This window comes from Burkholderia sp. Leaf177, assembly GCF_001424345.1.
In the GTDB taxonomy this organism is placed as follows: Bacteria; Pseudomonadota; Gammaproteobacteria; order Burkholderiales; family Burkholderiaceae; genus Caballeronia.
This window is the reverse complement of sequence record NZ_LMPF01000026.1, coordinates 21,836-42,352: the sequence shown is the minus strand read 5'-3', so window position 1 is coordinate 42,352 and position 20,517 is coordinate 21,836. Positions and strand designations below refer to the sequence as shown.

The 20,517-nt window shown below is 61.5% G+C and carries 17 protein-coding genes; 10 read left to right on the top strand and 7 right to left on the bottom strand.

Translation table 11 applies throughout. The features are described from left to right. The first annotated feature begins 68 nt into the window (after positions 1-68). On the top strand, positions 69-548 hold the full coding sequence (locus tag ASG35_RS29325; RefSeq protein WP_056366290.1) for an Lrp/AsnC family transcriptional regulator: 480 nt from the start codon (positions 69-71) through the stop codon (positions 546-548). Positions 549-551: 3 nt separating this feature from the next. On the opposite strand, the gene ASG35_RS29320 is transcribed toward ASG35_RS29325, so the two are convergent. Then, on the bottom strand, positions 552-1,730 hold the full coding sequence (locus ASG35_RS29320; RefSeq protein ID WP_056366280.1) for a pyridoxal phosphate-dependent aminotransferase: 1,179 nt from the start codon (positions 1,728-1,730) through the stop codon (positions 552-554). A gap of 47 nt (positions 1,731-1,777) precedes the next feature. Further along, positions 1,778-2,701 (bottom strand): LysR family transcriptional regulator, encoded by a 924-nt coding sequence (locus ASG35_RS29315; RefSeq protein ID WP_056366277.1) that lies wholly within the window; start codon positions 2,699-2,701, stop codon positions 1,778-1,780. Positions 2,702-2,778: 77 nt separating this feature from the next. Between ASG35_RS29315 and ASG35_RS29310 the strand changes: the two genes are divergently transcribed. The 9 genes from ASG35_RS29310 to ASG35_RS29270 all read left to right on the top strand — a co-directional run bounded on the left by ASG35_RS29310 (position 2,779) and on the right by ASG35_RS29270 (position 12,243). Beyond that, positions 2,779-3,450, top strand: a complete 672-nt coding sequence (locus ASG35_RS29310) for an HAD-IA family hydrolase (protein ID WP_056366274.1) — start codon at positions 2,779-2,781, stop codon at positions 3,448-3,450. Next, on the top strand, positions 3,447-4,577 hold the full coding sequence (locus ASG35_RS29305; protein WP_056366271.1) for a DSD1 family PLP-dependent enzyme: 1,131 nt from the start codon (positions 3,447-3,449) through the stop codon (positions 4,575-4,577). Before ASG35_RS29310 ends, ASG35_RS29305 begins: the two co-directional genes overlap by 4 nt. Before the next feature lie 202 nt (positions 4,578-4,779). After that, a complete protein-coding gene (locus tag ASG35_RS29300; protein ID WP_056366270.1) occupies positions 4,780-5,862 on the top strand; it encodes a catalase family peroxidase in 1,083 nt (360 codons plus the stop codon). Between the two features lie 138 nt (positions 5,863-6,000). After that, complete coding sequence (locus tag ASG35_RS29295; protein ID WP_056366257.1) at positions 6,001-6,546, top strand: RNA polymerase sigma factor; 546 nt, start codon at positions 6,001-6,003, stop codon at positions 6,544-6,546. Further along, positions 6,543-7,433 (top strand): anti-sigma factor family protein, encoded by an 891-nt coding sequence (locus ASG35_RS29290; protein WP_056366254.1) that lies wholly within the window; start codon positions 6,543-6,545, stop codon positions 7,431-7,433. Before ASG35_RS29295 ends, ASG35_RS29290 begins: the two co-directional genes overlap by 4 nt. Positions 7,434-7,948: 515 nt before the next feature. Further along, positions 7,949-8,926, top strand: a complete 978-nt coding sequence (locus ASG35_RS29285) for an anti-sigma factor family protein (protein ID WP_082508677.1) — start codon at positions 7,949-7,951, stop codon at positions 8,924-8,926. A gap of 88 nt (positions 8,927-9,014) precedes the next feature. Further along, positions 9,015-9,959 (top strand): hypothetical protein, encoded by a 945-nt coding sequence (locus ASG35_RS29280; RefSeq protein WP_056366252.1) that lies wholly within the window; start codon positions 9,015-9,017, stop codon positions 9,957-9,959. After that, complete coding sequence (locus ASG35_RS29275) at positions 9,956-10,849, top strand: c-type heme family protein (protein WP_056366249.1); 894 nt, start codon at positions 9,956-9,958, stop codon at positions 10,847-10,849. The genes ASG35_RS29280 and ASG35_RS29275 overlap by 4 nt, the downstream gene beginning before the upstream one ends. A 2-nt stretch (positions 10,850-10,851) precedes the next feature. Then, entirely contained in the window at positions 10,852-12,243 is a 1,392-nt protein-coding gene (locus ASG35_RS29270) for a serine/threonine-protein kinase (RefSeq protein ID WP_056366246.1), read from the top strand. Position 12,244: 1 nt separating this feature from the next. Here ASG35_RS29270 and tagF read toward each other — a convergent pair whose 3' ends face one another. Genes tagF through tagH form a run of 5 tightly spaced genes read right to left on the bottom strand, consistent with a single transcriptional unit; the run spans position 12,245 to position 20,511 of the window. Next, positions 12,245-12,829, bottom strand: a complete 585-nt coding sequence (gene tagF / locus ASG35_RS29265) for a type VI secretion system-associated protein TagF (protein ID WP_056366244.1) — start codon at positions 12,827-12,829, stop codon at positions 12,245-12,247. After that, positions 12,826-16,383, bottom strand: a complete 3,558-nt coding sequence (gene tssM / locus ASG35_RS29260) for a type VI secretion system membrane subunit TssM (protein WP_056366241.1) — start codon at positions 16,381-16,383, stop codon at positions 12,826-12,828. The genes tagF and tssM overlap by 4 nt, the downstream gene beginning before the upstream one ends. After that, complete coding sequence (tssL, locus tag ASG35_RS29255; protein WP_056366239.1) at positions 16,380-17,708, bottom strand: type VI secretion system protein TssL, long form; 1,329 nt, start codon at positions 17,706-17,708, stop codon at positions 16,380-16,382. Before tssL ends, tssM begins: the two co-directional genes overlap by 4 nt. Before the next feature lie 15 nt (positions 17,709-17,723). Further along, entirely contained in the window at positions 17,724-19,058 is a 1,335-nt protein-coding gene (gene tssK, locus ASG35_RS29250; protein WP_056366237.1) for a type VI secretion system baseplate subunit TssK, read from the bottom strand. Positions 19,059-19,062: 4 nt separating this feature from the next. Continuing rightward, positions 19,063-20,511, bottom strand: coding sequence for a type VI secretion system-associated FHA domain protein TagH (gene tagH, locus ASG35_RS29245; protein WP_056366234.1), 1,449 nt, complete (start codon positions 20,509-20,511; stop codon positions 19,063-19,065). Positions 20,512-20,517: the final 6 nt, after the last annotated feature.

The following is a 20,517-nucleotide window of genomic DNA, read 5'->3' as shown; positions in this document are numbered from 1 at the left end:
TGATAATTCCAATCGATTTTTGCCACTTACACTCGATCAACACCGCATCTCTTCACCGGAACGCATTCATGGCACTTGATCGGCTTGACGTCCGCATCCTCAACTTGCTGCAAGAAAACGCGGCCACGCCATTGCGCGTTATCGCGACCGAAGCCAATGCGTCGGTCGCAACGTGCCAGCGCCGGATCGCGCAACTCAAGGCCGACGGCGTGTTGCTGAAGGAAGTCGCGATCGTCGACCGCATGCGCGTTGGGCGGCCGCTGACCGTTTTTGTATCGGTGGAACTGGACAAGCAGAACGATTCGCTGCTGCGCGCGTTCGAGCGCCGCATGGCGAACGAAGCCGATGTAATGGCGTGCTACGAGGTATCGGGGGAATTCGATTTTTTGCTGATCGTGAATTCCGCGTCGATGGAGACCTACCACGCGTTCACGCGAAGGCTCTTTTCATCGAACAACAATGTGCGCAACTTCAAGAGCAACTTCGCAATGAACTGCTCGAAGTTCGAGACGAAAATTCCTCTGGATGATCCAGAGGAATCTGCTTGATGCTCAACGCTTAATGCTTGCCACGAACGCTGCAATGCGGTCGCAGGCTTCGGCGAGACGCGCTTCATCGAGTACAAAGCCAAGCCGCACGAAACCCGCCGCGGTGTCGCCGAATGCGCTGGCGTCGAGCACGGACACGCCCTGCGCGCGAAACAATTGCCAACTGAAGTCGTAGGCGCTCAGGCCCGTGCCGGTTACGTCGACCATCATGAACATGCCGGCTTCCGGCAACAGGCAATGCAAGCCGGGCACGTTGCGCAAACGGTCGAACACAATATCGCGACGACGCCGATAAATCTCGCGCATGTCCGCAACGATCTGCGGACGGTTCTCAAGCGCGGTCATTGCGGCTTGCTGGATAAAACCCGGCAAGCCGTAAAGCATGCATAACGCCAAGCGCCCAAGATGTTCTACAAGCGTCTTCGGCCCGATCACCCAACCCACGCGCCATCCGGGCATTGCATGCGATTTCGACAAGCTGCCGATTGTGACAGTGCGCTCGGCCATGCCTTCGAGCAAAGCAATGCTGACATGCTCGCGATCGAACGTAAGGTCGGCGTAGACTTCATCGGAAACGATCCACAGGTCGTGTTTTTTCGCCAATTCGGCAATGCGCTCGAGATCGGCGCGAGGCATGACGACACCCGTAGGATTGCACGGCGTAGCGAAAAAAATGGCTTTGGTGCGCGGCGTGATCGCGGCTTCGAGCGCATCGCAATCGAGGTGAAATGCCTTCGCCGGATCCACGGCCACAGGCACGAGCGTCGCGCCGGTGACACGCACGCTTGCTTCGTAAGTCAGGTACATCGGTTCGGGCACGATGATTTCATCGCCCGCTTCGCACAAGCATAACGATGTTGCAAAGAGCCCGTTCTGTGCGCCCGCGACCACGATCACGTTGGTTTCATCAGTACCTTCAATGCCGGTCTGCCGCACATGATTCCGCGCGATGGCAGCACGAAGCGGCGCACGTCCCACCACTTCCGCGTAATGTGTGTCGCCGTCGCGCAGCGCATGAACCGCGCGGTCGACGATCACTTCAGGCGTCGCGAAATCCGGATCGCCGACGCTTAGAATGATGACGTCGTCGCCTTTATCGAACGCCTGTTGCGCTGCGTGATGAATTTCCCATGCGGCCGTGCGCTTGCCTTGCAGACGCTCGACGAGATTCGAATACTTCATGCGGCCACTCCGTTGAACGCGTTTTCGTTCGATTATAGCGATGGTTTTTATCGGTTATTCGTGGTCGCGGCGCCGAGGTTCGCCGCAAGAAAATTCAGCAGCGCCTGCACACGCGGAGCGCGGCCCTTGCGCGACGGCGCGAGCGCAATAACCGGCGCGCTGCCGAAATCCCAGTCGCCGAGAAGCCGCACGAGCTTGCCCGATGCAACCGCGTCAGCCACGTCCCATTGCGAACGCAGCACGAGTCCCAGACCGTCTTCGGCCCAGTTGCGCGCAACGCTGCCATCGTTCGTGCTGAATGCCGCCGTGACGCGAAGAGGAAGCGGCGTGGAATGTCTCGTGCCGCTTTGAGCGCGGCGCCGGCGCACGCGCCACAGGGTCACGTCTTCATCGTTTTCGCGGATGCAGATGCAATCGTGATCCAGAATTTCGCGCGGTTCACGCGGATACCCGCGCGTCGCCACATAACCGGGACTTGCGCATAACCATCGCTCGTTGGCGAACAATGGCCGCGCGGTCCACGATGTATCGCGCACCGTGCCGATCTGGATCACGACGTCGGCATCGTGACTATGCGGCCAGGGCGTTTCCAGCAGATCGAGTTGCAGCCGGATCTCCGGATTTTCACGCGCAAAACGCGCGAGCAAAGGCGCAACGTGCACGCGGCCAAAGCCGAACGGCGCAGCAATCCGGATATGGCCTGCGAGCCGCGCGGTCTGGTCGCGGAAAGTGTCGGGCAGCGCTTCGATGGCAGCGAGCAAACCCTGCGCTTCGCGTGCGAGCCGGGCGCCGTCCGCGGTCAACGACATGTTGCGTGCGTCGCGCGTGGCGAGCGTGACGCCCAGCGTTTCCTCCAGCTTCTTGAGCCGCATGGAAAGCGCCGATGTCGTCACGTTGAGCACGCGCGCCGCCGCGCTGAGCGATTCCGATCGCGCAAGCGTGGTGACGAGCCTGAGATCGGCGATTTCCATCGTTCAATTTTGCTTAAGGATAATTAAGTCTGAATTTAACCATAGCTTAATGTTTTGTCGATAAAGTCAGGGTCATCATGCCAAATCAATCTGCCTCGATTTATCCGAAAGCGGTGCTGTTCGACCTGCTGACCGCCCTGCTGGATTCATGGAGCTTGTGGAACCGCGCGGCCGGCAGCGAAACCGCGGGACGCACGTGGCGCGCGGAATATCTGCGCCTGACCTACAACTGCGGCGCGTATGTGCCATACGAAGAACTCGTGCGGCAAGCCGCATTGCAAGTCGGCTTGAACGAGTCAGCGGCGCGCATGCTGGACGCGCAATGGCTGCAACTCGCGCCATGGAGCGGCGCCCGCGACACGTTGCGCGAACTCGTCCCGCACTGCAGGCTGGCGATCGTCACGAACTGTTCGAATCGCCTTGGCCAGCAAGCCGCCGAACTGTTCGATATCGACTGGGATGTCATCGTGACAGCGGAAAACGCGGGCTTTTATAAACCCGATCCGCGTCCTTATCAGCTTGCGCTGGAACGGCTGAATGTCAGCGCGCACGATGCCGCGTTCGTCGCCGGATCGAGCTATGACATGTTCGGCACCGCGAAGCTCGGCTTGCGTACTTACTGGCATAACCGAGTGGGACTCGATCTCGTCGATGGCGCGCAAGCGCCCGAAATCGAAGCACCCACGTTCGATGCGCTGCTGCCGTGGCTGCGCGATTTCGGTTCATTGAAGGAAGGCTCTGCACCATGACGCTCGACCAGATAGAAACACCCGCAGCGCTGATCGACCGGCCGCGCATGATGCTCAATATCGAACGTATGCAGGCGCATATGAATGCGCTCGGCGTGGCGTTCAGGCCGCACGTGAAGACATCGAAGTGCGTGGAGGTCGCGCGGGCGCAGCGCAATGCAGGCGCGCGCGGCATCACGGTGTCCACGCTCAAGGAAGCGGAACAGTTCTTCGCGGCCGGCTTCAGCAACATTCTGTATGCAGTGGGAATGGTTGCGTCGAAATTACCGCGCGCACTGGCGCTGAAGCAAGCCGGTTGCGATTTGAAACTGATCGCGGATAACATCGAATCGGCTCAGGCCGTTGCGGAATTCGGCCGGCTGCACAGCGAGACGTTCGAGGTATGGATCGAAATCGATACCGACGGCCATCGCTCTGGCGTCAAGCCTGACGAGCCGCGCTTGATCGATATCGGTCATGCGTTGAATGGAAACGGCGCGCGTCTGGGCGGCGTGCTGACACACGCCGGATCGAGTTACGAACTGAATACGCCCGACGCGCTCGCCGCCCTCGCCGAACAGGAACGCGCCGGTTGCGTGCACGCCGCCGAACGCTTGCGCAAAGCGGGTTTGCCTTGCGACGTCGTCAGCGTTGGTTCCACGCCGACCGCCCTCGCCGCGCGTCATCTCGAAGGCGTGACCGAGGTTCGCGCGGGCGTTTATGTGTTCTTCGATCTCGTGATGCGCAACATCGGCGTTTGCGATACCCGCAATCTCGCGCTGAGCGTGCTGACCACGGTCATCGGTCATCAGGCGGACAAGGGCTGGGCCATTCTCGATGCCGGATGGATGGCGATGAGCCGCGATCGAGGCACGGCGAAACAGGCACACGACTACGGTTACGGCCAGCCATGTACGCTCGATGGCTCACCGCTGGAAGGCTATACATTGACCGGCGCAAATCAGGAACACGGGATTTTGGCGAATACCGGTCACGCAGATACAGACATCGTCAAGCATTTGCCGGTCGGCACGCGGCTTTTGATTCTGCCGAATCACGCCTGCGCGACCGGCGCGCAATACCCGGCTTATCACGCGCGCTCGGCCGATGACGAAGTCGAAGTGTGGGATCGCTTTTACGGCTGGTGATGTACGTCGGGCTCGTCAGACAACAAGTTGCATGACCATTCGCTAAACAAAGCCCGACACACAAACTCACCTCCAGATTTGTGTAGAAGGGTCAACAGACAACTTTTTTGTCGGACTATACTTACGGCCTTCTGACTTCCTGGCTTGCCGGCATCGCCGATCAAAGGTCGATCCCACGTTCAGCCAGAAGCCAAGCATCGCCATGACTGAAAAGCGCCGCCATTCCAGCCTGATATCCCGTTACGCCATCATTGCCGTATCCATTGGCGTCATAGCGGGATTGTTTGCGTGGACCGGCGGATGGATTCATTTAGCCCCGACTCAACAAGCGCTTACTCCAGCCCGGCTGATCGATGCATTCGAAGCCGATACCAGTCCGCATCCCGGCTTCAGGCGCAATCATGCAAAGGGCGTGTGCGTGAGCGGCCGCTTCGAGAGCAATGGCAATGGTGCGCAGCTTTCGCGGGCGAGCGTGTTCAAGCCGGGCGTCGTGCCGTTGGTCGGGCGTCTGTCGGCGCCGGGTTTCGACCCCACGCAAGAAGACGATACCGCCATGGTCCGCAGCTTCGCGCTGCGCTTTACATCGAGCGATGGCGAACAATGGCGCACGGCCATGAATTCCGTGCCCATCTTCGCCGTCAGCACGCCCGACGCGCTGTATGAGCAATTGGCTGCATTGCGGCCGGACGCCGCGAGCGGCCGCGTGGACCCCGCGAAAATGGAGATGTTTCTGGAAAAACACCCTGAAACAAGGGCTTTTCACGAATGGCTGGCGAGTCACCCGGCGTCATCGAACTTTTATAACGCCAGTTATTTCAGCATCAACGCGTTCAAATTTATCAACGCCCAAGGCACCACGCGGTTCGTCCGATGGAGCGTCGTCCCCGAAGCCACATACCAGCCGGTCAGTGCAACCATGACGCGCGATCCGGATTTTCTCGCGCACGACCTGAGCAAGCGGCTCGCGCGCGGTCCGGTGCGCTGGCATCTGATGATCACGCCGGCCGCGCCTGGAGATCCGACGAGCGACGCCACGCGCGTCTGGCCAGAAGAGCGCGAGTTGCATCGTGTGGACGCGGGGGTTTTGGTGATCGACCAGGCGGAATCGCAGATCGATGGCGCCTGCCGCGACATCAATTTCGATCCGCTGATCTTGCCGGCCGGGATCGAGCCATCGGACGATCCGCTGCTGGCGGCGCGTTCGTCGGCTTATGCGGTTTCTTTCAACCGTCGTACACGCGAAGAGGCGCAAACGGCCGAAGCGGCGGCGAACACACGGCGCTAGGCCCGCTCCAAGCCGCGGCTGGCGTGCGGCGAAATGTCCGATCTCACGTTAAACTACGCGGTTCGTTTCATGCAGCGCTCAAGTGCATGCTGCCAGCAGCACTCGGACAAGACACTGGTACCAGGAGATATTCGTTCGATGAACGGTGCAGACTTACCAAGCATGCTTCCCGAGATGCTGCCGCGCTTGTGGGCCTTCGCGCTGCGCATATCGGGCGACCGGCACGACGCCGAGGATCTCGTCCAGCGCGCGTGCCTTCGCGCGCTCGAACGGGCGCATCAGTTGCAGCCCGATACGGCTCCGTTGAGCTGGATGTTTTCGATCGTGCATTCCACCTGGATCAACGAGTTGCGTGCGCGAAGCGTGCGCAAACGTTCCAGCATGGAATGGGACGACGACTTCCTGGAAAACGTCGCCGATCCCGTCGATAAAGGCCCGGAAACCCAGCTCATGCACGGTCAGATCATCAGCGCCGTGGAGCGCCTGCCCGAAGCGCAACGCGTGGTCATGCTGCTGGTCGCCGTCGAAGGCCTGAGTTATCAGGAAGCAGCAGATGTACTCGAGGTTCCTATCGGAACCGTCATGAGCCGCTTATCGCGTGCACGGCAAGCCGTCGGCGCGCAGTTCGGCACGCAAGAACCGAAGCCAAAAGCCTCGGCGACGCGAAAGGATTCAATTGCATGAAAACCGATGAAATTACGTTAATGGCGTATGTGGACGGTGAACTGCCGCCCGACCAGCGCCATGAAGTCGAGGAACACATACGGACGTCGGCCGAAGCCGCCGAGCTGGTCGAACTGCTGAAGGCATCGCGTGTGGATTATCAGGGCGCGTTCGCCACGCAAAATTTGCCGCCTGTACCGGATTCACTGACGCAGAAAATTGAAGCGATGGCTCGGGCGCATGCCGCTCCTTCCGCCGTCAACGACAGTGCTGTGCCGGCGCCGGCCAACGTTCCCGTTCGCTCGCGCATGCGCTCGGTTCCGGCGTGGCTCGCGGCGGCATGCGTGGCCGGCGCGTTCTGCGGCGGATTGTTCCTGCGGCTCGGGCCTTTGCTCGACCATGGTGCATCTGGTTCGATGGCTTCAAGCAACCTTTCGCCATGGGTGCAAGCCGCAACGGGCTATCAAAAACTCTATACACGCGACACGCTGGCCTATGTGAGCGAGACGCAGGGAACATCGTCGAAAACGGTCGATGACATCCGCCGCGAAGACGGTCTTGCGTTACGCATTCCGGATTTGCGCAACGCGGGTCTGACGTTCAAGACGGTGCAGCGCCTGCGTTTCAACAACAAGCCGCTCGTGCAGATCGTGTATCAGCCGGAAAAAGGCGAACCTGTCGCGCTGTGCGTGATGAAAGACGTGAAACCGGATCAGGCGGTAGCGGGTCAGGACGTCGATTCCATGCGCGTGGTCACGTGGCGTCAGGCCGAGCTTAGCTACGCGCTGATCGGCAAGCCCGACGGCGTGGATCTGAATGCGGTCGGCAAGCAGATCTCGAATCGCGAAGTGGATCAACTTTTCAGCGATGCAACTTCCGTAATGCAGCCGGAACCATTGGCTGCTTGACTCTTGCGATTTTCACGCGCCGTGCGTCCATTCCGCGGCGCCGTCTTATGTGATCCACCTCAACACATAACGTGTGGTTTGCACGAAACAACGATTAAGCATCTGCACCAAATCACAGTTACACTTGTTACAGCTGCGGCTTGAGTCCAAACCACGTTGAGTTCCAGGCGTTTGAGATTAATCGCGCGTGCATGGAATTTTGCTGCAAACCCAGGTGTTCTTCATTTAGGACCGGTATAACTTTGATGCGTCGTTTGGGAAAACAACGCGGTCAAAAACCCCCGGCATGCTCCTCGCCGAGCGTTGTCGCAAGCACAACGGGTGGTTATGCTGGTTGTATAGCGGTGACGGCTTGTTTATAAATAAGCCATTAGAGAAACTGTGACGAAGCAGTAGGGTCCTCGAAGGTCGATTGCCATTCCAAATCGAATTGCTCTATTCATAGATGGAATGCAATTAAGCCAAGAGAGAAACAAGAACATAAATCATCAGCGAAAGCACACTGCTTAAGTCTTATGAAATCGGACGATATCCTGCTGATGGCCTACGTGGACGGCGAACTGCCGTTGCACGAACGCGAGGAAGTGGAGCGCGAACTGCGCACCTCTCCCGACGTGGCCGAGCGCGTTGCGCTTCTGCAGGCTTCGCGGCTGCCTTATCGCGATGCTTTTGCCGGGCAGAAGCTGCCGCCCGTTCCCGCCAGCCTCACGGCGAAGATCGAGGAAATGGCGCGAGCGGCCAAGCTCAAGGCCGAAAATCAAACCGCCCATCCCAATGTGGGCGTCAATGATCCAGTGGTAGAACGCGCGCCCGGAAGTCCGGTGGCATCGACCATTCGTTCACGGCTGCGCGTAGCCCCGGCGTGGCTCGCTGTTGCGTTCCTCGGCGGCGCATTCGCATGCGGCCTCGTACTGCGGCTCGGACCCGGCGCGGGGCCGGCATCGAATGTGGGGGCATCGATTGCATCGGTGGGAACGGGCGTGTCGCCGTGGATCACGGCCGCGGCCAGCTACCAGCAACTCTATTCGCGCGACACGGTTGCCAACGTCAATAGCGACACGGACCTCTCCATCAAGACCGTCAACGAAATCCGCCAGGACGATGGCCTTGCGCTGCGCATTCCGGACTTGAGCGCGGCGGGGCTGACGTTCAAGCGCGTGCAGCGGCTGCGCTTCAACAACAAGCCGCTCGTGCAGATTGTGTACTTGCCGAAGGAAGGCGCGCCCATTGCGCTGTGCGTGATGAAAGAGGTCAAGCCGGATGCGCCGGTGGCGGATCAGAAGGTTGCATCGATGACCGTGGTCACCTGGCGCCAGGCCGAACTCGGTTATGCGTTGATCGGGCAGCCGCAAGGCGTCGATCTGACCACGCTCGGCAAGCAGATTTCCAGCAGCCAGGTCGCGCCGCTTTTCAGCCGCGACGACTCTCGCGCGCCAAACGCTGCGCTGCTGGCATCGGTTAAAGTCCCGTTCAATTCCCGCTCCGTTTTCTAGCCGCGCGGAATAATTTCATCGCTTCGCTGTTGTGTTTAATGCGCCGGCCATTTCCTGGCTCGCGGCGCATTAACGCACAGCGAAACGCATGAGATATCGCCGCCTATACGCCCTGTTTCTGTTGCTCTCGCGCAGGTTGCGCCTCGTGCTCGCGTTCGGCTTTCTGTTCGCGGTATCGCAAGCTCACGCCGGCTGGACGATAGCCGCCGCCGACGCCCCGGCAACCGTGATTCGCGCGACGAACGTCTATCAACTAGGCGCGGGCGAAGCGTTGCGCGACGATGACCTGATCGAATCCGCGCCACGCAGCGTGGTGCAGCTTCAGGACGATGCCGGCCGCCTGCTCGCGCTCGGCGCACAGACGCGCGTGCTGCTCCAGGCAGGAACGCGCGTGTCGCTGCTCGATGGCTGGCTGAAGGTCGCGCAGACGTGCGCAACGCAGCCGTGCGCAGCGACAGTCATCGATACAGAACGAGGCGCTCTCGAACTTGGAGCGAACTCAGCGGCGGTCATCGCGGCACTTCCTGGCGCCGAAGGAAGCAAGTCGACCGTCGCCGTCTTCAGCGAAAGCGGCACGCAAACGTTGGCCGCTTCAGCGCACCGAAACGCGGTCGCACCAGGCAGCTTTGCATATGCAATCGCAAACACGCCGCCGCAAATTGCGCAGCGTCCGTCGAGCGCGTTTCTCGCCGACATGCCCGTCGCTTTTCGCGATGCATTGCAACGTGTGCCGGTTACGCCAGCCGCACACGACCACGCGATAAAACCGCTGCGCGCCGCAAGCTACGACGATGTCTCCGCGTGGCTCACAAGCGACCTGCCTGCGCGCAAGCGCTTCCCCGCGCGCTTCCGGCCGCGCCTGAGCGACCCCGCGTTTCGCCGCGCCATCGATCAAAACCTCAAGGCGCTGCCCGAGTGGCGCGTCCTGCTCTATCCGCCCGCGCCGCATCCCGATGCCCGCCAACGCGCGTTGCAAAGCCTTCGCGTCAACACCTCCGCGCTGCCCGCGAACTCACTGTATCAACACCCATGAAACGCAAACTCTCTCTTAGCGCCAAGTTCAACCTCGTCTTCCTGATCGTCTTCGCCATCGGCCTGAGCGCGGCGGGTGTGGTCGCAGACCGTTTGTTGCAAAAGCAGGCGCTCGATGAAACCGTCCACGACGCGAACGTGCTCATCAGCGCGGCTGCGTCGATGCAAAGCTACACCGCGACCCACGTCACGCCGCTGCTCGCCACGCAGATCAAATACCAGTTCGTGCCCGAATCCATTCCGGCGTTCTCGGCCATCGAAATGCTGAACCTGCTGCAAAAGGATTTTCCGAACTTCTCGTACAAGTCGACCATGCTCAATCCGACCAATCCCCGCGACCGGCCGACGGATTGGGAAACGGACGTGATCACGCATCTGCACGATCACCCCGACCTGAAGCAGATGACCGGCCAGCGCGTTTCATCCGGCAACCCGACCTTGTTCCTCGCGCGGCCGAGCCGCATCACGGACGTGGCGTGCATGCAATGCCACAGCACGCCGAGCGCGGCGCCCGCCACCATGATCGATAAATATGGCTCGGCGAACGGTTTCGGCTGGGCCATGAACGACGTGATCGGCGCGGAGTTTGTATCGGTGCCGATGACGCAACCCATAGAACGCGGACGCGCCGTGTGGCGCACGTTCATGCTGTCGCTCACCGCGGTGTTCGCGGTGGTGCTGATCGTGATGAACGTGATGGTGAACCTGCTGATCACGCGGCCCATTCAGTCGCTCTCGCGCGCCGCCGATGAAATGAGTCTCGGCAAGCTCGCCGAAACGCCGCTGCCAACGGGTGGATCGGATGAGATTGCGTCACTGGCGGTATCGTTTGGACGCATGCGGACGAGCTTGATCGAGGCGTTCAAGATCCTCGATGAAAGCGCGAACTGATCATGACCGCATCCGCCGATACCCCGACTGAACTCGGCCGATACCGCATCGAGCGCGTGCTCGGACGTGGCGCGATGGGCGTGGTGTATCTCGCGTTCGATCCGCAGATCGAGCGCCATGTCGCGCTTAAAACCATCCGCAACGAGTTGTTGCCGGCAGGTTCCGACGGCGAGTCGATGCACGACCTGACCGCGCGTTTTCTGAACGAAGCGCGGGCGGCCGGGCGTCTTGCGCATCCGAATATTGTGTCGGTTCATGATTACGGCGAGGCGGGAGACACGGCGTACATCACGATGGAATATGTGCGCGGAGAAAGTCTCGCCGCGCGTCTCGCGCAACATGCCCGCGCTCAGACTCGCATTGAACCGGCGCGTGCTTTGGGTTGCTTTGTGCAACTACTCGATGCACTCGACTACGCGCATCATGAGGGTGTGATTCATCGCGATATCAAGCCGGCAAATTTGCTGATCACGCAGCGCGGCGAATGCAAGATCACGGACTTCGGCATTGCGCGGATTGAAGCGTCGCATCTCACGCAACTGGGCACGGTGATCGGCACGCCCAGCTACATGTCGCCGGAACAGTTCACGGGTGAGACCATCGATGCGCGCGCCGATCTTTTTTCCGCCGCGGTCGTGCTGTATGAAATGCTGACGGGCGTATGTCCGTTCGCCGGCACCCCGACCGCCGTCATGCGGCAAGTGCTGAGCGACACGCCTATGCTGCCATCGGAGCGCGCACCGGGCTTGCCGGCTTTCACCGATGCGATGTTGATGAAAGCGCTTTCGAAGCGGCCCGGGGATCGATATAACTCCGCGCGCGAATGGCGCGACGTGCTGCTGGGCGCGCTCGGCGCCGCTCAATCCAGCGACAGCGATCAGACCGTCATTGCGTTTGCGAAGCCGGTTGCGTTGCTGGAAGCGCCCGAACTCGCCGAGCCTTCAATGGAATGGCCGCCCGAGTTGATCGCGCAACTGGAGGAGCGGCTGGCGAGTCACGTGGGGCCGGTCGCGACGATCCTGCTGCGACGTGCCACGGCCAGGGCTTCGGACTTCAACGCATTGCGCGAGCGGCTCGCCGCGCATTTTCCGACCGATGCCGCACGGCGCGATTTCAATTCGCTTTTGATGCGTCTGGAAACGCCGGGGAATGGCTCGCGGGTTTCATCGAGTATCGGACGGACTGCAACGCCCGCGAGTATCGAACCCGACGTGCTGCAGGACGCAACGCTGAAACTCGCCGCCTATGTCGGGCCGATAGCACGGGTTATCGTGGCGCGCGCCGCCGCGAACGTGCCAGACGTCGATACGTTCTACGAACGTTTGATTGCGTCCGTGCAGGACGCGAAAGACGGCAATGCGTTGCGGCGGGATCTTGGTATCGCGCCTAATTAATTTAGCCTTCCAGCAACCGCAGGAACAACGCTGTATTGAGCGCACCTTCGTGCTTGTGCAGCACTTGCGCGCTCGTCCACCACACGCTCGCCGCATCGCTTTCGCTCAAGAACTGCCTGAACGTATCGCGCCAGACGAGCGTTTCAGCATCGCTATCGAGGTGCTCCAGTTCCGACTCGAACTCCGTCAGCGAGAACTTCGCCTTCAACGTCGATAACGCGAGACCCGCTGCATGTTCGTACCAGACCGGACTGCTACGCAGCCATTCGCCCAAGACCGCCCGATCCATCGACCGCGCGACCACGAACGGAAAATAGCGCCCGACCGCATCGATCCCGGGCATCAACACGCCTGCATATGCGGCGTCATCGATCACGCCCGGTTTCATCGCGAAGCACCATAACGGCATGCCGAGAAAGTCTTGCAGCCATGCATCGCCGAGATGGTGTTGAGCCGTTAGCAAACCGCGTTGCAGCCACGCGTCCCATTGCACGACAAACTCATGCGATAAACCCCGTCCCACGAAATCGCCATGCGTGCGCACTTTTCCGTAGAAGCCCGTGCAGGTCTCTCCAAGCGTGGTCATAGTTGCGCCGGGCAGCGGAAGCGATCGAGCACGCCCGCGCGAAACGGATTGACCACGCTGCTCGCGGTGAGATCGACGGAGACCAGGCCGCCGCCGAACGCCGCTTTGAAATGATCAGGCTGACCGGCGGGCGCGATCCGGGCGGTATCGAGAAGATGAAACAAGGCCCACGGACCGTCCGCGTGCGGCGCACTCGATGATGCCGGATCGAGTTCAACATGCGCCTGTCCCGTGCCCTTGCCGCTCGGCCATTGGAAGGCGGCGGTTGCGCCCGGCGTGCTGTCCGTTGCGACCAGTTGCAGACCGTCTATATCGAGTACGAAACGTTTGACGGATGGATCGATGGACGCGAGCTTCGCCGAAAATCGCACCGATACATCATGGCCGCCGTCGCGAAACAACGCATCGCGAATCTGCGCGGCGTTCTGAAACTGCGCGAGGACGTCATCGGGTATGCCGAGCGAGCGCGCTTCGGGCCGCCAGCGCCACACGGCGCCCGACGTATCCACGCGGTTCTGCAGGTTCTTCTGGAAGAAGTCATCGATCAAACCGCCCGGCCCGAGAATGCGCCCGAAATCATCCGGCGCGGCGTCACGTGTTGAGGTTCGCACCAGCGGATAGCGGCCGTCGAGCGCTTGCCTGCAGGCCGGCGCAACCGTCGACGCCCACAGCGCGCGAAGCTGCGCGCGCTGGCTCTGGACTTGCACGGTATCGGCGTTATCGGCGACGCCTTGCAGCACCGAACCTAGCGGCGCGGGCGCGCCTTGCGCGAGCAGCTTGAGACGGTCGAGCGAACTCGTGGGCGGCAAGGGCAGCGATTGTTTGCGCGCGGAATCGACCGCTTGCAGCGTGGCGGCAGCTTCCTTCAATGCACCAATGGAATCGTCGATAGGCGCACCCGACGTCGCTCCCGGCTTGCCCGCGAGATCATGCAGCGACTGGAAATGCGCGTTGACGAGCGCGGCGCTGTCGGCGGTGGCAGCGGGTTGCGCGGCTGAACTACCGAGGCTCTTGCGCAATGCATCGAATTTGCCGGTGGAAGCGTCCGCGTTCGAAACAGGCGCAACGAACGTAGTCTCATTCGATGCCGCCTCAATCAGCGCGCGCAACGGCGAATTCTGCGAGCCCATCAGGTTCGCCACGCGTGCGCCCTGGTCAGGCGCGGAAAACGGCACGACGCCGACATCGCCAAGCAGACCGTCCCATTGCCGGATGCTTTCCTCGCAATACAAACGCGTCAGCGCCGTGCGAAGGTCATCGATACCCGCAGCATCCGGCTTCGTCTCCGCGCGCCCCAGCACCCAGTCGTCTTTCGCGATATTGGCGAGCGTCATCTCGCGCAAACGCAGGAACGCGGTGAAGCCGGCTTGCGTATAAGCGCCGTCGATACCCTGCGTCAACGGCGTCCCGCTCTTGCGCACGAACACGAGCAGACCACTCGGCCCCGCGGCCTTGGCGATGGAAAAATCCGCGAGATGCAACTGCGTAAGCTGTTGCTGGATGCGGCTGTTCAGGCGTTGCGCAAGCGGCACGCGGCTCAATGTGGAGCGCGCCTGGGCGATCAGGTTCTGGTCGAGCGGCAGGTTTGAATCGAACTGTCCACGACGGAACAGCGCTTCGAGATGCTGGTCGATACTCGCGCGTTGTGCGTCGCTTGCCGTCTTCAGCGGACCGCGTTGCCAGTCACGCATGGCCCAGTTTCTCAGCGCGTCGGGATCGTAATGCGTCGGGTCGCCGAGCATCAGGTACGCGCGCAGCACTTCGTATTGAAGCGCGGCATTGTTGGCGTCGCCCCTGCGCAACTCCTCTTCCATGCGCTGCACAACGATAGGCAACAACGTCTGGCGCAGCAAACGCTGATAGACACGCTGTGCTTCGGCACCGAGCTTCTCGCGTTGATCGAGACCGAGCTTCGCCCACCAGACATCGCCGCCGCTTTCGCGTTCGGCTTCGCCGCCGGGAAGATCACGGGCTGCATCGAGTACGGGAAGAACGGCGAGCGGATCGTCACCCAGCGTGGTTTGCTGCACGCGTTGCTGAAGCGCGGCGATCTGCTGCCGGCTTTCTTCAACGAAGCGGCGGTTCGCGCGATCGCTCACGAAAAGGCCGATCAATCCCGCGATCAGCACCGCGCCGACCACGCCGATGGCAATCTGCTGGAACCGCGCGCGCCGCCGCTCTACACGCGGGTTGCTGCCCGCAAGACCGGCTTCCTCGAAGATCACATCGCGGAGCAGACGCTTCACGAAATACGCGCGTCCACTCGATGTATCGGCGAGCAGCACTTCGCGTTGCAAGCCGAGCGCCGCCGCCATGGAACTCATCATGCGATCCAGCGGACGGCCGCTTTGCGTGCCGCTCGTGAAGTACACGCCGCGCAACAACGCAGCGCGATCAAAGCGCGATTCGCTGAACGCATCGTCGAGAAAACGCTGCAACGACCCTTCTATACCCGCAAATTGCTGCGGGAAGGAATAAATCAGCGCGCGACGCCGCACATCGGTTTCCTGCTGCATGCGTTGCAACACCCGATCCTGAAGTTGCCGATGCAGCAGACGGAATTCATCGGGGAAACGCTGCAGCGGTTGCTCCGCGTTTTCCGTCTCGTCGTCGGGCGAATGCGGGAAGGTCATGCCCCAGACTTGCTCGCGTTCGTCGCGGCCGAGGTCATCGAAAAATTCGGAAAAGCCCGAAAGCATGTCGCTCTTCGTGACCACTACGTACACGGGAAAACGCATGCCGAGCTGCTTGTTCAACTCGCTCAGGCGTTCACGAACCGACGCCGCATGCGCCGAGCGCTGGGCGTCGGTCTGCTGCAACAAATCCGCCGCCGATACCACCACCATCACGCCGTTGAGCGGTCGGCGCGGACGATACTTCCGCAACATCGCGAGGAAGCCGAGCCATGCGCCGCGATCCGCTTCGGCGTGGCTGTCTTGCGTGGTAAAGCGGCCGGCGGTGTCGAGGAGAACGGCGTCGTCAGTGAACCACCAGTCGCAATGACGCGTGCCGCCCACGCCGCCAATGGCTTGCGAGCCTAAACGATCCGCCAAAGGAAAACGCAGACCGGAATGAACCAGCGCCGTGGTCTTCCCGGCGCCCGGCGCACCGACAAACATGTACCAGGGCAAGTCGTAAATGGTCTGGCGGCGCGCGCCGAACCACGACTTCCAGCCTTTGCTGTCTTTACCGGTTGGCGTGCTGCGCAAAGTCTTCAACGCTTCTTCGAAGCGCGTGCGCAGGATGGAAAGATCGGCATCGGCGGCCTTGCGCGCTTCGCTCGGTTCGCGATTCGCCGGGTTCACCGAATCCGCAATCAGGCTGCGCACAAAGCTGGAACTCGCAAGCCGCGCCTTCAAAGCACGCGAACCGAAATACACCGCCCAGCCGGCGAACAGCAGCGCGATCACGATCCATCGGCTTGTTGCACTGCCTAGCGGCGCACTGCTGTTGAACGCAAGCAACGGTCCCTCGAACCACACGATGAACCCCAGCGCCATCACGCCGAAGAACGACACGACGACCGGCTTTCTGAATCCGCTTAACCATCTCATGACGCGGCTCCTGGCGAGAGAATCACGATGGCGACGCGACGATTTTTCGCGCGGCCGGCAGGGGTATCGTTCGATGCGATCGGTTCGGTATCGCCCCGCCCTTCCGAACTCAGACGGGCCGGCGAGTTGATCCGCGCGGCGATGATGGCGCGCACGGTGTCGGCGCGTGCCTGCGAGAGCGCCACGTTCGACGGAAACCGCGCCGAGATGATGCGCTGGTTGTCGGTATGGCCGATCACCACGACATTGCCCGGCTTGTCCTGCAATGCATCCGCAATGCGCTGCATCAACGGCGCGAAATGCGGATCGAGATCGGCGCTGCCCGATGCAAACAATTGCGTGCCCGTCGCCGTGTTGTTGATGGTGACGGTGGTGCGATCCGCGGAATCGCCGACCGTGACCAGGCCTTGCGCGATTTCCGGCGCGAGGAAACCGGCGAGCGTGGCGGCGAGTTTGGGCGCTGCATCGACCTTCGATGCCAGCACGGGCGCGGGCGCCACGCGTATCGACCGCATGGATGCAAATACCGGATCGGAAAAGTCATTGATCCGGAAGCTCAATATCAGGCTCGCGGTAACGAGCACGAACGCGGCGAGCGCAAGCGCGACCCACAGCGGCACGAATTGCAGCAAGCGCTTGCGTTCACGCGGAGCCGGCTGCCAATGCGGCGACAACGCACGCTCGACGGGCGCACGCTGCGCGCGAATCATTTGTTCGAGGCGTTCGCGGATCACGTCGAGTTGCGTCTTGCCGCCTTCGATCAGGCGATATCGTCCGTCGAAACCGAGTGCGAGCATCACGTAGATCAGTTCGAGCAGATCGACATCGATAGCCGGTGTTTGTGCAAGACGTTGCAGGATCACGAACAAACGTTCGCCGCCCGATGCTTCGTTGTGGAACGTCACGAGCAGACTGCGGCGGCCCCATACGCCCGCGCCCCACGGTGTGGCGGCAATCGATTCATCGATAAACGTGCACAGGCAATAGCGCGCCGGACCGAGTTGCGCGTCGGGCACGCCGAACGCGCGGCCATTGGTTTCGAATGTGCGCACCATCTGGATCAGCTGCGTACGCAATGCTTCGAGGTCCGGGTGGCTCGTCAGGCGGCGCAACGGCAACGCGAGTTCGAGCAACGGGTTCGCGGCGCGCAACAGCGGGTTGCGGCCGGCGAGCGTGGCATCGAGCGGCGCCAACGCAGGCGCCGCTGCTGCGGATTTCAGCGTGGCCGGGCGTTCGCGCTTGAGGCCGGGCGTGGGCATCATGATCGTGCGCGCGGCGTCGAGGAAACCCGAATCGTCGACGGCCGGATCTGTTTCGTTAGTCATTGCAGTGTCCTTGTTTCATCGGCGGATGGCCCAGCATTCCATGGTCAAGCCGGGGAATTCGCCGGCCACATGCAACGCCATGCCGGCCGATGCATTGAGCGCTTGCCAGCCATCGTTCTTGTCATCGAGTTCGAAATAGGTAAAACCCGCATGGAACGGAAGCTGGCGCGGCGCGACCGGCAATGCACGCAAGCCGATGCCCGGCAACTGCAGGTTGACGAGATCGCGGATCTTCTCGACTGCGCCGATCTTTACCTGACTGCCGAATGCGGACAGCAGCGTTTCAGTCGATACCTGTGCTCGCACCGCGAGCACGAAGGTCGCATTCGCGAACAGCGAGCGGTCCGCAACCAGCGCCACGCGCAGGCCGTATTTGCGTTCCTCGAGCGGTATCGATACAACGCCTGGATCGGCTACCCGGCTCAAGGCAAGACGCAACGCTTCGATCACCGGCGTGAACGTTTCCTTCAACCGGTCATGCCGATACACTGGGAACACAGGCGGCCGGCGGTCGCGCTGACTGAAGGTCGCAAGCTCGCCCGCAAGCTGCACGGTGGCCTGAAACAGCGCCTCGGGATGCAATCCTGTCATCGATCCAAAATGCGCGACCAGCGGCTGCGCGCGGTTGACGATCTGCAGCAACAGGAAGTCGGAAATCTCCGCCATGCCCGCGGCTTCGGGTTGCGATAACCGCCCCGCTAGCGCCTCGCCACGTTGTTGCAGCAAGCCATGAAGCTCGGTTGAAAAACGCGCGAGCTTGCTCGCCACGGTGAAGTCGAGACACGGCGGGCAATACTCATCGTCGAGCACCACACGCGAATCGCTCAGGCGTTCCACCACGCGCGCGACGCCCACATAAGCATGCGCATTAGCAACATCGGGTTCGAGCGCAAGCTTCAATCGCAGCTTGCCGACTTGCAGCAAGGTGCTGACGGCATCGGGGTCGTTGCTGTCGTGAACATCGAATTCTTCCGCCCGATAACGCGCGAGATTGTCCGCGCGTTCTGGGCCGCCGGATTCAGTGGCGCCCGGCCGGCGCACCGGCAACGCGAGCACGACGAGCAGGTTCGCCGTGCCTTCGGGAATGTCGAGTGGCTCGGGCAGGTCGTCATCGGCGGGAAGGTTGAAAGGCGTGCCGTCGGGCAAGACACCGGCCGCCGAACGCAGCGCGAGTTTGCCGAGTTTCAGCAACGCTTCATCGATTTCCACCGATGTGAATCCCCAACCGTAAGCCCGCAAGCTTTCAACGCGCGCTTCGAGTTGTGTCTGTACGTACCGGTCGTGCTGCTGCAAATGCTGCGGCTGCAGGAACATGCCTTCCGACCAGATGACCTTGCTATTCCAGTACATGGCGTTATTCGCTTGGGGTTGAACGCGTGAGCGCGTCGAGCTGCGCCTGATACGCGCGGCTAAAGGGTTCTCCAAAGGTGCGCTGGAAGTCGTCGCCGGCATCGCGCGCAACGTGCTCCCATGTATCGACGAAACGCTGCCAGAGGCGTGCGCGGCGATTGCTTAGCAGTCCGTCGAGACCCTTCGCCGGTTCCACCGATTTGTCGATGGTCACGGGATCGATCCGCGACATTGCGTGTTCGAGCGCCGCGCGCATGCCTGCGACGACCGCAAGTTCGTGCGCCTGGATATCGTGGAAAGCTTCTTGCAGCGCGTCTTCGGGCGCGAGATAACCTGCGCCGCGCGCACCGAGCATTTGAGTGAGCGCCATGTCAACGTCGGGGAAAAACTTGAGCGGATTGTTGTCGCGCTCTTCGATCAACGTCATTGCAATGCGCGTCTCGCGCTTGGCCATCGAGCGGGAACGCAGTGCGGTCATGGTGCCTTGCGTCGCCACGCGCAACATGCCGCCGACCAGACGCGCGAGGTCGGGCGCGGGAATGTGGCGGACGGTGCTGGCGTCGATGCCGAGGCCTTCGAGAAGCGCAGCGAGCGTGGCGCTGTCGTTGCCATTGCGGTCGGCGATGGGCGCAGCGGGCTTCGGCTCAGGCAGCGGCGCATCGGGCTCCTGCATTTCCATCGGCGGGATAAACGGATCGAAGTCCTCGGGCAGGATTGCAGCCATTGGTTCATCCAACGGCGGCAATGCAGGGACCGAGGACATCGCGCGTTCCGGCGATACATGCTCGAAACCCTTGCTCGATCCCGATACCATGAATGAAGACGCATCCGGTCTGGCCGGACCAAAGCCGAGCGGACGTTCGGACGCACCCAGCGCATCGATCAGTTCCTGATTTGCGTTCACACCGAATCGCGCAGGTTCGCGCAGGAGCGGCGTAGCCGCGAGCGGATCGGGCATGAACGGTGTGTCTGCGCGGCTCTCTCTCGATGCCTCGTGCGGCGCATTCCAGTCGTCAGGAATCAGCGGCGCGACGGGTTTCACGTCCCAGTCCGGCTTTTCCGGCGAAGGCGCGGACGGCGCCGGCACATCCGGACGCGTCATCATGGTCATGTTCTGCATATCCTGCTCGATGGATACAACGAGCGAATACGGTCCGATGCGCAAACGGTTTTTATCGTGAAGTTGCGCCTCGCGCGAACCATCGAGAATCTGATCGTTCAGCACAGTCGGATTGCTGCCTGAATCGATCAACACGAACGACCCGTCGCGCCATTCAATACGTGCCTGCACGCGCGAGATTGCACGTTGCGTATCGGGCAGCACCACGGTGCACTCGGGCGCGCGGCCGAGCGTGCCGCCGGTTGCATCGAGTTCGATGTTCCGCGGCGTGCTCATGTCGCCACCGCTCAGCGTCAGCCCGAGTCTTGCTGTGTTGGCATCATTCAATGACATGCGATC

Coding starts and splice junctions, on each gene's coding strand:
- ASG35_RS29290 (WP_056366254.1), top strand. CDS start 6,543: ATGAAAACCGATGAAATTACGTTAATGGCGTATGTGGACGGTGAACTG.
- ASG35_RS29280 (WP_056366252.1), top strand. CDS start 9,015: ATGAGATATCGCCGCCTATACGCCCTGTTTCTGTTGCTCTCGCGCAGG.
- ASG35_RS29295 (WP_056366257.1), top strand. CDS start 6,001: ATGAACGGTGCAGACTTACCAAGCATGCTTCCCGAGATGCTGCCGCGC.
- tagH (WP_056366234.1), bottom strand. CDS start 20,511: ATGTCATTGAATGATGCCAACACAGCAAGACTCGGGCTGACGCTGAGC.
- tssM (WP_056366241.1), bottom strand. CDS start 16,383: ATGAGATGGTTAAGCGGATTCAGAAAGCCGGTCGTCGTGTCGTTCTTC.
- ASG35_RS29270 (WP_056366246.1), top strand. CDS start 10,852: ATGACCGCATCCGCCGATACCCCGACTGAACTCGGCCGATACCGCATC.
- ASG35_RS29300 (WP_056366270.1), top strand. CDS start 4,780: ATGACTGAAAAGCGCCGCCATTCCAGCCTGATATCCCGTTACGCCATC.
- ASG35_RS29305 (WP_056366271.1), top strand. CDS start 3,447: ATGACGCTCGACCAGATAGAAACACCCGCAGCGCTGATCGACCGGCCG.
- ASG35_RS29285 (WP_082508677.1), top strand. CDS start 7,949: ATGAAATCGGACGATATCCTGCTGATGGCCTACGTGGACGGCGAACTG.
- ASG35_RS29320 (WP_056366280.1), bottom strand. CDS start 1,730: ATGAAGTATTCGAATCTCGTCGAGCGTCTGCAAGGCAAGCGCACGGCC.
- ASG35_RS29310 (WP_056366274.1), top strand. CDS start 2,779: ATGCCAAATCAATCTGCCTCGATTTATCCGAAAGCGGTGCTGTTCGAC.
- ASG35_RS29325 (WP_056366290.1), top strand. CDS start 69: ATGGCACTTGATCGGCTTGACGTCCGCATCCTCAACTTGCTGCAAGAA.
- ASG35_RS29275 (WP_056366249.1), top strand. CDS start 9,956: ATGAAACGCAAACTCTCTCTTAGCGCCAAGTTCAACCTCGTCTTCCTG.
- tssK (WP_056366237.1), bottom strand. CDS start 19,058: ATGTACTGGAATAGCAAGGTCATCTGGTCGGAAGGCATGTTCCTGCAG.
- ASG35_RS29315 (WP_056366277.1), bottom strand. CDS start 2,701: ATGGAAATCGCCGATCTCAGGCTCGTCACCACGCTTGCGCGATCGGAA.
- tagF (WP_056366244.1), bottom strand. CDS start 12,829: ATGACCACGCTTGGAGAGACCTGCACGGGCTTCTACGGAAAAGTGCGC.
- tssL (WP_056366239.1), bottom strand. CDS start 17,708: ATGACTAACGAAACAGATCCGGCCGTCGACGATTCGGGTTTCCTCGAC.